Annotated in this window: 13 protein-coding genes and 1 pseudogene; 6 read left to right on the top strand and 8 right to left on the bottom strand. The window is 39.0% G+C overall.

The annotated features are described in order from the left end of the window. Window positions 1-153 (top strand): annotated as a pseudogene (locus tag BZK24_RS09550) (glycosyltransferase family 10 domain-containing protein); the annotation flags it as partial. A 12-nt stretch (window positions 154-165) separates the two neighbouring features. Here BZK24_RS09550 and gdhA read toward each other — a convergent pair. The 3 genes from gdhA to BZK24_RS02795 form a co-directional block, all read right to left on the bottom strand. After that, window positions 166-1,512: an NADP-specific glutamate dehydrogenase gene (gene gdhA / locus BZK24_RS02805; protein ID WP_077656498.1), complete on the bottom strand. Its 1,347-nt coding sequence runs from the start codon at window positions 1,510-1,512 to the stop codon at window positions 166-168. Between the two features lie 65 nt (window positions 1,513-1,577). Further along, window positions 1,578-2,408 (bottom strand): peptide chain release factor N(5)-glutamine methyltransferase, encoded by an 831-nt coding sequence (locus BZK24_RS02800; RefSeq protein WP_077656497.1) that lies wholly within the window; start codon window positions 2,406-2,408, stop codon window positions 1,578-1,580. Continuing rightward, complete coding sequence (locus BZK24_RS02795) at window positions 2,405-3,628, bottom strand: M48 family metallopeptidase (RefSeq protein ID WP_077656496.1); 1,224 nt, start codon at window positions 3,626-3,628, stop codon at window positions 2,405-2,407. Before BZK24_RS02795 ends, BZK24_RS02800 begins: the two co-directional genes overlap by 4 nt. Window positions 3,629-3,806: 178 nt before the next feature. On the opposite strand from BZK24_RS02795, the gene BZK24_RS02790 reads away from it, so the two are divergent. Continuing rightward, complete coding sequence (locus tag BZK24_RS02790) at window positions 3,807-4,331, top strand: hypothetical protein (protein WP_077656495.1); 525 nt, start codon at window positions 3,807-3,809, stop codon at window positions 4,329-4,331. Window positions 4,332-4,370: 39 nt separating this feature from the next. On the opposite strand, the gene BZK24_RS02785 is transcribed toward BZK24_RS02790, so the two are convergent. Continuing rightward, complete coding sequence (locus BZK24_RS02785; RefSeq protein ID WP_001172405.1) at window positions 4,371-5,117, bottom strand: SPOR domain-containing protein; 747 nt, start codon at window positions 5,115-5,117, stop codon at window positions 4,371-4,373. A gap of 200 nt (window positions 5,118-5,317) precedes the next feature. Here BZK24_RS02785 and zapB point away from each other — a divergent pair, with 200 nt between their 5' ends. Genes zapB through BZK24_RS02770 form a run of 3 tightly spaced genes read left to right on the top strand, consistent with a single transcriptional unit; the run spans window position 5,318 to window position 7,638 of the window. After that, complete coding sequence (zapB, locus tag BZK24_RS02780; protein WP_001191194.1) at window positions 5,318-5,545, top strand: cell division protein ZapB; 228 nt, start codon at window positions 5,318-5,320, stop codon at window positions 5,543-5,545. A 12-nt stretch (window positions 5,546-5,557) separates the two neighbouring features. Further along, window positions 5,558-5,794 (top strand): hypothetical protein, encoded by a 237-nt coding sequence (locus BZK24_RS02775; protein WP_000051172.1) that lies wholly within the window; start codon window positions 5,558-5,560, stop codon window positions 5,792-5,794. Beyond that, complete coding sequence (locus BZK24_RS02770; protein WP_077656494.1) at window positions 5,779-7,638, top strand: primosomal protein N'; 1,860 nt, start codon at window positions 5,779-5,781, stop codon at window positions 7,636-7,638. The genes BZK24_RS02775 and BZK24_RS02770 overlap by 16 nt, the downstream gene beginning before the upstream one ends. A 27-nt stretch (window positions 7,639-7,665) precedes the next feature. Here BZK24_RS02770 and cmoA read toward each other — a convergent pair whose 3' ends face one another. Further along, the gene (gene cmoA / locus BZK24_RS02765) at window positions 7,666-8,409 is read right to left on the bottom strand and encodes a carboxy-S-adenosyl-L-methionine synthase CmoA (protein WP_000655591.1); all 744 of its coding nucleotides are present in this window, start codon (window positions 8,407-8,409) and stop codon (window positions 7,666-7,668) included. A gap of 53 nt (window positions 8,410-8,462) precedes the next feature. Beyond that, window positions 8,463-9,104 carry a superoxide dismutase [Fe] gene (gene sodB, locus BZK24_RS02760; protein WP_000457804.1) on the bottom strand — a complete coding sequence of 214 codons (642 nt, stop codon included), beginning with the start codon at window positions 9,102-9,104 and terminating at the stop codon, window positions 8,463-8,465. A 224-nt stretch (window positions 9,105-9,328) separates the two neighbouring features. Here sodB and tpx point away from each other — a divergent pair, with 224 nt between their 5' ends. Further along, window positions 9,329-9,829, top strand: a complete 501-nt coding sequence (tpx, locus tag BZK24_RS02755; protein WP_001174691.1) for a thiol peroxidase — start codon at window positions 9,329-9,331, stop codon at window positions 9,827-9,829. Between the two features lie 255 nt (window positions 9,830-10,084). Here the strand turns inward: tpx and cheW are convergent, their stop codons facing one another. Further along, window positions 10,085-10,582, bottom strand: coding sequence for a chemotaxis protein CheW (cheW, locus tag BZK24_RS02750; protein ID WP_000070759.1), 498 nt, complete (start codon window positions 10,580-10,582; stop codon window positions 10,085-10,087). Then, window positions 10,579-13,023, bottom strand: a complete 2,445-nt coding sequence (gene cheAY2, locus BZK24_RS02745; RefSeq protein ID WP_077656493.1) for a chemotaxis histidine kinase/response regulator CheAY2 — start codon at window positions 13,021-13,023, stop codon at window positions 10,579-10,581. The genes cheW and cheAY2 overlap by 4 nt, the downstream gene beginning before the upstream one ends. Window positions 13,024-13,059: the final 36 nt, after the last annotated feature.

Here is a 13,059-nt window from a genome sequence, read left to right as displayed (position 1 = left end):
TTGAGGGTTAATTATGATCGCCTGTTAGAAAACGCTTCGCCTTTGTTGGAACTCTCTCAAAACACCACTTTTAAAATCTATTACAAAGCCTATCAAAAATCCTTGCCTTTACTACGCACCATAAGGAGATGGGTTAAAAAATTGGGTTTGTAAAATTGGGGGTAATCAAACCCCTTGCGCTATCATCGCAGACGCCACTTTTCTAAAACCAGCGATATTAGCCCCTAAAACAAAATTAGTAGGGTCTTTAAACTCTTTAGCGGTTTGAGAGACATTCTTATAAATCTCTTTCATGATGTGGTGTAATTTCGCATCCACCACTTCAAAACTCCAAGGGTGCATGCTCGCATTTTGCGCCATTTCCAAGCCGCTCACGCTCACCCCCCCAGCATTAGCCGCCTTGCCTATGCCATAAGAAATCTTAGCCTGTAAAAACAATTCAATCGCTTCATTGCTTGAGGGCATGTTCGCCCCTTCAGCCACGCATTTACACCCGTTAGAAAGGAGGGTTTTAGCGTCTAAAACGCTCAATTCATTCTCGGTCGCGCTAGGAAAAGCCGCAAAACAAGGCACATGCCATATGGCATTCCCCCCTTTGGGGTAATTTTCTATGGGGGTGTATTTCGCACTTGGCTTTTGTAGGGCGTATTCTTTGATCCTCCCACGACGCGCTTCTTTAATCTCTTTCAAAAGCTCTAAATCAATGCCGTCTTTATCGTAAATCATGCCATTAGAATCGCTCGCCGTTACCGGTTTAGCCCCTATTTGAAGCAATTTTTCAATGGTATAAATAGCGACATTACCGCTCCCAGAAACGCTGCAAACCTTACCTTCTAAAGAGCTGTTCCTTTCTTGCAGCATTTCTTCTGCAAAATACACGCACCCATAGCCGGTAGCTTCTTTTCTGCACAAACTCCCCCCATAAGTGAGTCCCTTACCGGTCAATACGCCCTCAAAACGATTGACTAATTTTTTGTATTGCCCAAACAGATAGCCAATCTCTCTTTCACCCACTCCAATATCCCCAGCTGGCACATCAGTCGTGGCTCCAATGTGGCGGTACAATTCGTTCATGAACGCCTGGCAAAAACGCATGATCTCATGCTCGCTCTTTTCTTTAGGGTCAAAATCGCTCCCCCCCTTAGCGCCCCCCATAGCCAAAGTGGTGAGCGAATTTTTCAACACTTGCTCAAAGCCTAAAAACTTGATCACGCTTTCATTCACGCTAGGGTGGAATCTCAAGCCCCCCTTATAAGGGCCAATAGCCGAATTGAATTCAACCCTACACCCCCGATTGACTTGGATTTGATGGTTATCATCTAGCCAACACACCCTAAAAAAAATCTCCCTTTCAGGCTCAATCAAACGCTCTAAAATCGCATGCTTTTCATAGCTTTTATCGCTGTCTAAAAGGGGTTTTAAGGAAGTGATAGCTTCATAAACGGCTTGATGGAACTCTTTTTGATAAGGGTATTTTTTCTGTAAAGACTGGAGAATTTTTTCAACATACATGAGCGGCATCCTTTATTGTTTTAAGTGTTTTTATTGTAACACTAAAAGGGTAATTAAGTTTTAATTTATCTTAAAAAACTTTTTAAAACGCCCACAAACCCTCTATCAAAGCCGCTCAAATCCTTGTAAAACTCTGCATCATAACCGCAAAATTCCAAGCATTCTTTCAAGCTCTTTAACTGGTCATACCCCATTTCACAAACCAAAAAAGGGATCTTTAATCCAGCGGCTAAAAAAACGATTTCTTTTAAGATTTCATCGCCTTTAACCCCCCCAAAAAGGGCTTCGTGCGGTTCTTTGAGAACGGATTTTTCCAAAGGATAACCTCTAGCAATATAAGGCGGGTTAGAGACAAGCATTTCTATCGTTGGCATGCGATCCCAAAGGCGCGTTTGTTTTAAAAAAACACGCTCTTTTAAATTAAAGCGTTCAATATTTTTTAACGCCACTTCTAAAGCTTTGGGTGAAATATCGCTCGCATAAATACAAAGTTTAGGGTTTTCTAAAGCCAAACTAACGGACACGCAACCACTCCCTATGCCGATTTCGCCTATTTCTTTTAAGTGGTATTGAAAAATAATATCAAGAGCTTTTTGGACTAAAATCTCGGTTTCAGGCCGTGGGATTAAAACATGCTCATTCACAAAAAAAGAACGCCCATAAAAATCACAGCTTCCTAATAAATACTCTATGGGGCAATCATTCAAGCGCTTTCCTACCAATTCAAAAAAATGCGTCTCTTCTTCGTGGTTTAACTCTAAATAGGCATGCGTGTGCAAAAAAACCCTCTCTTTTTGCAAGACAAAGCCTAATAAAATTTCAGATTCCAAGCCCCCCCTAAAACCTTTTGGCGATAATTCTTTTTTGGCTTTGTTTAGGGCTTGTGAAAGGGTCATTCAATTTCATAATCCAAAGCTTTCAAGCGCTCTAATAGGGGTGGGTGCGTGAAATGCAAGAAAACATAAAAAGGGTGCGAATAGGGGAACGCTTTATTCTCGCTCACAATGGACACTAACGCTTTGGCTAAAGTCTCTTTAGAACTTAAACTCGCCCCAAACTTGTCCGCATTGTATTCGTTCTTTCGGCTAAAAAACCCGATCAAAGGCATGGCGTAAAAGGAAAACACCGGCAAAAACAAGAGTAAAATCGCAATCAAACTCGCTGGCGTTTGTGAGACATTAAAGCCTTCAAAAACGATCGGTGGCAAATGAGCGATCAGAGCAAAAACAAGAGCGAGCAAGCCTCCCATAATCCCTAAACTTTTCAACAAATCCTTATTTTTAAAATGCCCTAATTCATGCCCTAAAATGGCTAAAAGCCCTTCTGTCCCAACTTTAGAGATCAAAGTGTCAAACAACACCACCCGCTTGTTTTTACCCAAGCCCCCAAAATATGCGTTCAAACGCCCGTCTCTCTTGCTAGCGTCCATCACAAAGATGCCTTGAGATTTAAAACCCACTTTATCCATCATGCTCTCAATTTGACTTTCCAAATCCCGGTTATTCAAGGGGGTGAATTGGTTGAAAAGCTGGGCGATTTTAGGGTAAAAAAGATTAGCCAAGATCATAAAAACAAACACGACAAAAAACGAGCTAATCTCCCAATGTTCCACATGTTCAATGATCATAATGAGGGTGTAAATCAACAACAACCCCACGCTTAAAGTGAGCGATAACCCTTTGAAAAAATCCTTAAAAAACAACGACAAGCTCACCTTAGAAAAGCCAAATTCTTTATCCAAATGCATGGTGGTGTAGTAGCTAATGGGTAAAGCTAAAACGCTTTGAATCGCTAAAAACAACAAGGCAAACACCAAGTAGCCTAGCGTTTCAGGAAAGTTTAAATAATGCGTGAGATCTTCTAAATGCGTCAAACCAAAAAAGACCCAACCAGCAAAGATGATCCCGTCTAAAATTTGAGAAATAATGGATAATTGCATTTTCCTAATGGCATAATTTCCCGCTTCTTCATAATCCTTTTGTGGGAGTAAAACAGGTTTTTCGCAGAGCTTTTGACGGATAAATTTCAATTGCAAAATATCGCCCACAATGTAAGGAGTCGTAAAAAAGAGCAAATAAAAAATACAAATTATCATATCTATCCATATGTCAAGCATATTCTAAACTCCTTTCTTAATTAATTTGCCAATAAAAGTGTAGGAATTATAACAATTTTTCAAAAATTTACCATAAAATTAAATAAATAAGGTAGAAAAAAGAGGCTGTTTTTGAGCGTTTTTAATCCAATCATAAAAAGCTGTGTTATCCAACCCGCTATCAATAAAAAGGTCCGTCATGCCCCATTCTTTTAAAAAGCGTTTTTTAATCGTTTACACCCTTTCTACCTTGCTTTTAGTGGGGGTTTTGTTAGCGTTGTTTTTCTTTTATGCGAAAAATAACCTTTTGGAAAACACCCAAATACGCATGCAATACACCGCTGATGCGATCGCTAAAAGCCTTTTAGAATTGGATAATACCTCTTCTTTAGAGCCTTTAAAAATCTTAGAAGAACGATTCAAAAACACCCCCTTTGTCTTATTGGATGCAGACAACAAAGTCAAGTTTTCTAATATCGGGGCGTTTGTGGCCTCTTTTAAAAATGACGCCTTAATTAAAACCCCTTATTTCGCGCTTAAAAAACAGGGCTTTTACCTCACAGACAGTGCCCCAACTAACCGCTTAGGGGTTTCTAAAATCATTATTGCAGAAGAAGAAATTCAAAAAAATTTTATCCCCCTTTATAAAATGATAGGCTATGCGTTTTTGGGTGCGAGTTTGTTTGTCGCGCTAATAGCTAGGTGGCTTTATAAAATCCAATAAAACTATAGATTTATTTTCAAATAAGGATAATTAAAACGATTACTTTTCCACCAACGCAGGCTTATTTTTAAAGCTTTTAGCCGCATTTTCAAGCTGTTTTAGGGCTTCTTCTTTGGTTTTATAAGGGCCAATCAAATAATGCGTGAGGGAGTCTTTTTTCTCCATTTGGTGAGGGAAATTTTTGAGCGTTTGCAAAAAATCCTTACTGGGCGAATTTAAAAAAGCCCCAATTTGCAAGTAATACCCTTTAGGGATCTTTGCGTCTTTTAAGCTAGGTTTTGTTAAGCCCTTTTTGTTCTCGCTTTTAGGCGGTTCTTTTTTTAAGGGTTGGGATTTGTTGAGGGCCATTTCATGCTCATGGGCTTTCTTGATTTTTCTCTTCACCTTTTTGCCCTCTATATAAAAATCATATAAATCATGGATTCTTTGTTTCACATAAGCTTCATAGCAATTCTTATAAATCGGGCTGTTTTCAATAGAAGCCTTAGGGCTTATTAGCATGACTAACGCCACGCATTCTTCATGGGCGACTCCTAGCCATTCCTCTTCGCTTTGTTCTAGGATTTCTTTAATTTTGGGGAACTCATACTGCGTGCTTTTTCCCATATTGTCTAACATTTTGATAAGGTCTTCATAGGCTTGATCGAGCCTTAATTGGATAGGGGGTAAATTTTTAGGGGTATTTTGAACGCTTTTAGGAGCTGCTTTTTTATCGTCTAAACCAACAGCATTCCTTAAAAAGAGGAAAACCAACAACAGAGTTATTTTGAATATACTTTTTTGCATTTATCATTCCCTGTCAAGCTTTCTATCTTATTGCTTTATGGTAATCAAAAATACCAAATACCGCCATAAGAATTGCTTAAAAATAGGATTTAGCTGCTTGATTTTATGGTAAAAGTCATTGCCTTAAGGGGATAGGGGTATTTTGCGATAATTTAATAGCTTTGATATAATAACTTTTAAAAACCATAGAAAGGCTTATGATGCAATCTTTAAGTTTATTGAACCAGTTGGGCGCTAAAATTGATGAATTGATTGAAAAAATCCAAAAACAAGAAGAAGAGTTGAACGCTTTACGCCAAGCAAACACCACACTGAATGCGCAAAATGAAGAAAAAGACATTCAAATCGCTATTTTATACGATGAATTGAGCGCTAAAGATAAGGGCATTCAAGGTCTTTATGACAAAATCTCTGATTTATTGTCATAAACCATTAAAAACATGTCTTTAGAAAACGATAGCTTAGAAATCACTTATTTGGGCAAACGCTATAAAATCTCTCTCAACAACACCTTTAGCGATGAGATGAAACGCACCCTAAAGGAGCGTTTCCATAACCAAGAATTAAACGCCTTAGAGCTTTTAAAGGATTATTTGCATGAAAGTTGTCAAAACGAGTATTTGCACAATGAACTCCAAAAGCTTTTAGAAAAAATCTCATCATGTTCTATCACTTAATCGCTCCTTTAAAAAATAAAACCCCCCCCTTAACTTACTTTTCTAAAGAGCGACACCTTAAAGGAGCGTTAGTCAATATCCCTTTAAGGAATAGAACGCTTTTAGGCGTCGTTCTTGAAGAAGTTTCAAAACCCTCTTTTGAATGCCTAGAATTAGAAAAAACCCCTTATTTTTTACTCCCTTTTCAAATAGAGCTCGCTGCATTTATCGCTCAATATTACTCGGCTAATCTTTCTTCAGTCTTAAGCCTTTTTGCCCCTTTTAAAGAATGCGATTTAGTGGGGTTAGAAAAAATTGAGCCTGTTCTTAATGTATTAAGCCAAACGCAAACCAAAGCCTTAAAAGAATTGCAAAAGCATTCAGCAAGCTTGCTCTTTGGCGATACGGGTAGCGGGAAAACCGAAATTTATATGCATGCAATCGCTCAAACTTTAGAGCAAAAAAAAAGCGCTCTGTTGTTAGTGCCAGAAATCGCCCTCACCCCTCAAATGCAACAACGCCTTAAAAAAGTTTTTAAAGAAAATTTAGGCTTGTGGCATAGCAAACTCTCTCAAAATCAAAAAAAACAATTTTTAGAAAAGCTTTATTCGCAAGAAATCAAATTAGTGGTAGGCACACGAAGCGCGTTGTTTTTACCCCTTAAGGAATTGGGTTTGATTGTTGTAGATGAAGAGCATGACTTTTCTTATAAATCCCATCAAAGCCCTATGTATAACGCTAGGGATTTATGCTTGTATTTATCCCATAAATTCCCTATTCAAGTGATTTTAGGCTCTGCTACGCCAAGTTTGAGTAGTTACCAACGCTTTAAAGATAAGGCTTTAGTGCGCTTAAAGGGGCGCTATACCCCCACGCAAAAAAACATTATTTTTGAAAAAACCGAGCGTTTTATCACGCCCAAACTCCTAGAAGCGCTGCAACAAGTGATAGACAAAAACGAGCAAGCCATTATTTTTGTGCCTACAAGGGCTAATTTTAAAACCTTGCTGTGCCAAAATTGCTATAAAAGCGTTCAATGCCCCTTTTGCAGCGTGAATATGAGTTTGCATTTAAAGACCAACAAACTCATGTGCCATTATTGCCATTTTTCAAGCCCTATCCCTAAAATTTGCAACGCATGCCAAAGCGAAGTTTTAGTGGGTAAAAGGATAGGCACCATGCAAGTGCTAAAGGAATTAGAGAGCCTTTTAGAGGGGGCCAAAATAGCGATCTTAGATAAAGATCACACCAGCACGCAAAAAAAACTCCACAATATTTTAAACGATTTCAACGCTCAAAAAACTAATATCTTAATCGGCACTCAAATGATAAGCAAGGGGCATGATTACGCTAAAGTGAGTTTAGCGGTTGTTTTAGGCATAGACAATATCATCAAATCCAATAGTTACAGGGCTTTAGAAGAAGGCGTGTCGTTACTTTATCAAATCGCTGGGAGGAGTGGTAGGCAAATTTCTGGCCAAGTGTTCATTCAAAGCACCGAAACGGATCTATTAGAAAATTTCTTAGAAGATTATGAAGATTTTTTACAATACGAATTGCAAGAAAGGTGCGAACTCTACCCGCCTTTTTCAAGGCTGTGTTTGTTAGAGTTTAAGCATAAAAACGAAGAAAAAGCCCAACAATTGAGCCTAAAAGCCTCTCAAACCCTTTCTTCGTGTTTAGAAAAGGGCGTAACGCTCTCTAGCTTTAAAGCCCCCATTGAAAAAATCGCCTCTTCTTACCGCTACCTTATTTTGTTGCGTTCCAAAAACCCTTTAAGCCTAATCAAAAGCGTGCATGCGTTTTTAAAAACCGCCCCCAATATCCCTTGCAGCGTGAATATGGATCCTGTGGATATTTTTTAAAAAACTTTATATATTATTTCAAAAAACTCATGTTTTTCTGGCGACCAGTAGCGTGAAATTCACCCATTTAAACAGCGCTTCCACATGCTTAAACCCCACGCTTTCTAAAAGAGCGACATTTTCTTTTAAACTATAAGGCACAAGCACATTTTCTAACGCTTCCCTTTTGAAAGCGATTTCATTGTGGCTATAGCCTTGATTTTGTTTATAAAGGTAGTATAGTTCTATCATTTGCTTGTCTAATATCCGATCTTCGCTCATGATCTTTTCGCCCACCAATAAAACCCCATTCAACGCAAGGCTGTTATAAATCTTTTTGAGCAACACCTCTCTTTGCATGGGGCGGACAAACTGCAACACAAAAAGCAATGAAAACGCGCTCGCTTCTTTAAACTCAACCTCTAAAAAATCCATGCATTCAAAACGGACATTGTTAAAATCTTTTAATTTTTCTTGTGCTTTTTTGAGCATGGGCATGGAATTGTCAATCCCTACAAGCTCAATATCTTGTTGGATTTGCTGGTTAAGCGCGATAAAAAAGTTCCCGGTAGAACAGCCCAAATCATAAATCAAGGGTTTAGGCAAGGACTTAGGCAAGGGCTTAGGATAGAGATTTTCTTTTAAATTTTGAGCGATAAAATACGCCCCCAGATTCAACATTTCATGATAATAGGGGATAGAGCGCTCCAACATGTCGTCAAAAACATGAGCGACTTTCTCATCAAAGCAAAAGCGTTTGTTTAGAGATTTGTTAAACAGAGTGTCTTTCATTCAAAAAAGAAGCGTGGTTTAAAAACCTTTAAACCACCCTATCAAAATAACGCTTAAGCTTTTTTATGCACCAACTCATTGATGTAGTAATCCACTGAGCCTAAGCCTTCTTTTTTCGCCCATTCATAGCATTGAGAGACGAAATGCCAATTGACATGCCCATAGAATTTTTCCAAATACACAGGGCGCGCGTTTTTATGGTCAATATAATAAGCATGCTCCCACACATCCACCACTAAAAGCGGCACTTTTTTGTCCGTAACCGGGGTTTGAGCGTTGCTCGTTTGAATGATTTCAATTTTTTGAGTGTCTAAATTATACGCCGCCCAATTCCAACCAGAGCCAAACAGAGTGGTCGCGCTCTTAATGAAGTCTTCTTTAAATTTTTCCAATGAGCCAAAATCTTTTTCTAAAGCCCCTTTTAACTCATCGCTTAGGGCAGTCGCTTTGGGGCTTAGGCAATCCCAATAAAAATCGTGGTTGTAAATTTGAGCGGCGTTATTAAACACGCCTCCGCTAGACTTTGTCAAAATAGCAAACAAAGAACTTTTCTCAAAATCCGTGCCTTTGATTAAGTTATTCAAATTATTCACATAAGTTTGATGGTGTTTCCCATGGTGGAAATCAAACGCCACAGGGCTTAAAAAATCTCCCATGCTGTCTTTAGCAAAAGGCAACTCTCGTAATGCAAACATGTTTTCTCCTTGTGATTAGATAGCCGTATTGTAATCATTTTTTAATACTTTTTGGTAAATCTTTTCTTAAAAATTAAATCGTTATGCAAATTTTGTAGATTTTAAGGGGTTTTTTAAAATGAAAACGACTTTTTAAACAAATTTTTTTTAAATTTTTTTAAAAGTTAATTTTAATTGACTATTATTCTAACGCAATATAGCAATTCATTAGAAAGGATTTAACCATGCAAAAAGTTACTTTTAAAGAAGAAACATATCAGTTAGAAGGGAAAACCTTAAAAGTGGGCGATAAAGCTCCTGATGTGAAGTTGGTGAATGGCGATTTACAAGAAGTCAATTTGTTGAAGCAAGGCGTGCGTTTTCAAGTCGTTAGCGCGCTTCCTAGTTTAACCGGATCGGTTTGTTTGCTTCAAGCCAAACACTTCAATGAGCAAGCCGGCAAACTGCCTTCTGTGAGTTTTAGCGTTATTTCTATGGACTTGCCTTTTTCTCAAGGGCAAATTTGCGGTGCTGAAGGCATTAAGGACCTAAGAATCTTAAGCGATTTTAGGTATAAGGCTTTTGGGGAAAATTACGGCGTGCTGTTGGGCAAAGGCTCTTTTCAAGGCTTACTCGCTCGATCGGTGTTTGTTCTTGATGATAAGGGAGTGGTTATCTATAAAGAAATCGTTCAAAACATTTTAGAAGAGCCCAATTATGAAGCGCTTTTAAAAGTGTTGAAATAGGAAATCCTTAAAAGGAGGGGGCTACAATTTAGTGAATCTCAACGCAAAAAGCCCCACTTGTTAAAAAGCGTTGGTGATAAAGACTAAAAAATAAAAAGTTCTTTTTAATCCGTTTAAAAAAGTTTCACGCTGTTTTTAAGAGAAAAGATTAAAAAAGACTCTATTTTCAATCAAACATTATCGCTTGATTAAAATCAAGCTTTTAATGGAATAAATCTTTCACAAAACCCATAAGGGTTTGATAGAAAAAGGTTTTTAGAAGTCTTTTTTTAAGATTTCTTCCACTCTTAAAATGGTTACGAGTCTGTCGTTTTGTTTCCCAATGCCATAAGTTAGATTGTTGTTATCGCTCAAAGTTTCTGGCACCGGGTCAATATCCGTTTGCTTGATGCGAATGGCTTCAGTTAAGCGATCTATGAAAAACCCAGCGATCTGATCGTTATGGCGCACCACCAAATAACGAGTGTCTTTGTTTTGCTTTTCAGCTTTCAAGCCAAATTTTAAACGCAAGCTAATCAAAGGGAAGACATTGCCCCTTAAATTGAACACGCCAAGCACATAGTTTGGGGTTTCAGGGACTCGCGTGTAACCAATGGGTTTGACGATTTCTAAAATATTCAAAATGGGAATGGCGTATTCTTCATCGCCAATAATAAAGCCAATGAATTGCAAAATTTCTTCATTGTCTTCTTGTTTAGAACCCGCATTAGCTTCTTTTTGTCTTTCAAATAAATCTTTCAATTGATTGCTCACGATTCGCCTCCTTCTAATTTAATACTGCGCTTCACTACGGTGGTTAAATACTCACCGCTATAAGGTTTGGTGATGTATTCAGTCATGCCGGATTCAACGCCACGCATCCTATCGGTTTTAGTTACCCGACTGGTTACTGCGATCAAGGGCAGGTTTTTGAATTTATTGTATTTACGCACTTCGGAAGCGAAAGTGTAACCATCCATTTTAGGCATCTCAATATCTACTAAAATAGCGTCCGGAATCTTATCGCCATTTTTAAGCATCTCTAAGCCCTCTAAGCCGTTAGTCGCCTCTAAGAGCGTGATGCCTAATGGTTTCAAACATTTGCGGATAATCGCTCTGTCCGTGCTGCTGTCATCAATCGCCAAGACAACATAATCGCTAGGAGAATTTTTACTTTTCGTGTTTTCTGATTCATTCATCAAGGTAGTGATATTGACTTTAATGCTCTTTGCCATTTCCATCATCGCCCCCACATCTACAATAAGAGTGATTTTCCCATCGCCCCTCACCGTAGCGCCAGCAATGCCTCTAGTGTTTTTAAGATAATAACCTAAAGATTTGATAACCACCTCTTCTTGACCGATCAAATAATCCACGATCACGCCAATTTTTTGATCGGCTAAGCCAATGATGACCACATACACATCTGAGTTGGATTCCAAAATAGCATCCACTTTAAAAATATCAGAAAGGCGCACCAAAGAAAGCACCTCATCTCTCAAGCGCAACACGCTCTTGCCATCAACGGTGTAGATTTCATCCTGGCTGATGCGCACGGTTTCTAAAACTGAAGAAAGCGGGATAGCGTAATATTCTTCTTGAACGCCCACGAGTAAAGCTTGAATGATAGCCAGAGTGAGAGGGATTTTAAGCTTTTGAGTCGTGCCTACCCCCACTTCTGAATCAATTTCAATGATCCCATTGAGCTTTTCAATATTGGTTTTCACCACATCCATGCCCACGCCTCTGCCTGAAACATTGGAAACGACTTTTGCGGTAGAAAAGCCTGGCTTGAAAATGAGGTTAAACGCTTCCCTATCGCTCATGCCTTCAGCGTCTCTTTCGCTAATCACCCCTTTTTCAATCGCTTTTTCTTTAAGCATCACAGGATCTAATCCCTTGCCATCATCAGAGATTTTAATCACAATGTGGTTACCCTCATTATACGCACTCAATTGCACTTTACCGGTTTCAGGCTTGTTAAGCCTTCGTCTTTCTTCTAAAGGCTCAATCCCATGATCGCATGAGTTGCGGATAATGTGAATGAGCGGATCGCCAATCTCTTCTACAATGGATTTGTCTAATTCGGTTTCTTCGCCCTCAATGATTAATTCAATGCTCTTGCCTAATTCCCGGCTCAAATCCCTTACCATGCGAGGGAATTTATTGAACACCTTGCCCACTGGTTGCATCCGGGTTTTCATCACCGCAAGTTGCAAGTCTGTCGTTACCGCTGAAATAGAAGAGACCACCTGGTTTAATTCCTCTAAAAACTTTTCCCCATCATAGCGTTCTTCCACATCGCTATAAATCCTGATCAAGCGATTCTTCCCTAACACAAGTTCACCGATTAAATTCATCAAGTGATCCAAGCGGCGCACATCCACCCTAACGGTTTGCTCCACGCCAATAGAGGGGGCTTTATTTTCTTCAGTATCTGCTTTAGCTTTAGCTTTAGTTTCGGTTTTAGGGGCTTTGGGGGTTTCTGTTTTGGGGGTTTCTTTTGTTGGGGTAACTTCTTGTTTAGGTTTGGCTTCTTGCTTTTTTTGAGCTCTTCGTTCTTTATCGGCCTCTTGGCGTTTGTTCAATAGCCGCTCAATCTCCGCTTCCACTTCTTCAGTGCTCATGTTAGAGTAATCCAAATCCGGCTCATCGGCTAGCGGGTTATCGCTTGCAAAATTTTCTGTAGTAGGGGCTTTTGCCTTGTTTTCTTGATTTTCTTCTTTATTTTCTTCTTTCGCTTCTTTTTTCACTTCTTCTTGATTTTCTTTTTTGGGGGCTTCTTTAGTCCCTGAAGTTTCTTTAGCGCTCTCTAAATTTTGGCTCGTAATGGCTTGAAGCTGTTTGACCGCTTCTTCAATCTCGTTTTCCTTGCCGTTATTGGTATCTGATCCGGTATCTCTAATCGTTACGAGCAAGGTTTTCATCAAATCAATGGAGCGCAACACGACATCCATAATATCCGGCGTGATTTTGATTTCGCCCTTTCTGGCGCGATTCAAGACATCTTCCATGTTGTGCGTGAGATGCGTGAGAATGTTAAGATTCAAAAACGAGCTAGAGCCTTTAATGGTGTGGGCCACTCTAAAAATGCGATTGAGCAAGTCCAAATCTTCAGGGTTATGCTCTAATTCCACCAGATCCTGATCCAACTGCTCGTTCATTTCAAAGGCTTCAATCAAGAAGTCTTCCATTATTTCTTGCAAATCATCCATTTAAACCCCTTTTTAGCGTTTGAGATAAGAGTATTT

Origin of the sequence: Helicobacter pylori, assembly GCF_001998165.1 — a bacterium.
Taxonomy (GTDB): Bacteria; Campylobacterota; Campylobacteria; order Campylobacterales; family Helicobacteraceae; genus Helicobacter; species Helicobacter pylori_DL.
This window is presented reverse-complemented; position numbering and strand designations above follow the sequence as displayed.

Excerpts from the sequence above, each read along its gene's own strand:
- gdhA (WP_077656498.1), bottom strand. The coding sequence starts at position 1,512 with ATGTATGTTGAAAAAATTCTCCAGTCTTTACAGAAAAAATACCCTTAT.
- BZK24_RS02800 (WP_077656497.1), bottom strand. The coding sequence starts at position 2,408 with ATGACCCTTTCACAAGCCCTAAACAAAGCCAAAAAAGAATTATCGCCA.
- BZK24_RS02795 (WP_077656496.1), bottom strand. The coding sequence starts at position 3,628 with ATGCTTGACATATGGATAGATATGATAATTTGTATTTTTTATTTGCTC.
- BZK24_RS02790 (WP_077656495.1), top strand. The coding sequence starts at position 3,807 with ATGCCCCATTCTTTTAAAAAGCGTTTTTTAATCGTTTACACCCTTTCT.
- BZK24_RS02785 (WP_001172405.1), bottom strand. The coding sequence starts at position 5,117 with ATGCAAAAAAGTATATTCAAAATAACTCTGTTGTTGGTTTTCCTCTTT.
- zapB (WP_001191194.1), top strand. The coding sequence starts at position 5,318 with ATGCAATCTTTAAGTTTATTGAACCAGTTGGGCGCTAAAATTGATGAA.
- BZK24_RS02775 (WP_000051172.1), top strand. The coding sequence starts at position 5,558 with ATGTCTTTAGAAAACGATAGCTTAGAAATCACTTATTTGGGCAAACGC.
- BZK24_RS02770 (WP_077656494.1), top strand. The coding sequence starts at position 5,779 with ATGTTCTATCACTTAATCGCTCCTTTAAAAAATAAAACCCCCCCCTTA.
- cmoA (WP_000655591.1), bottom strand. The coding sequence starts at position 8,409 with ATGAAAGACACTCTGTTTAACAAATCTCTAAACAAACGCTTTTGCTTT.
- sodB (WP_000457804.1), bottom strand. The coding sequence starts at position 9,104 with ATGTTTGCATTACGAGAGTTGCCTTTTGCTAAAGACAGCATGGGAGAT.
- tpx (WP_001174691.1), top strand. The coding sequence starts at position 9,329 with ATGCAAAAAGTTACTTTTAAAGAAGAAACATATCAGTTAGAAGGGAAA.
- cheAY2 (WP_077656493.1), bottom strand. The coding sequence starts at position 13,023 with ATGGATGATTTGCAAGAAATAATGGAAGACTTCTTGATTGAAGCCTTT.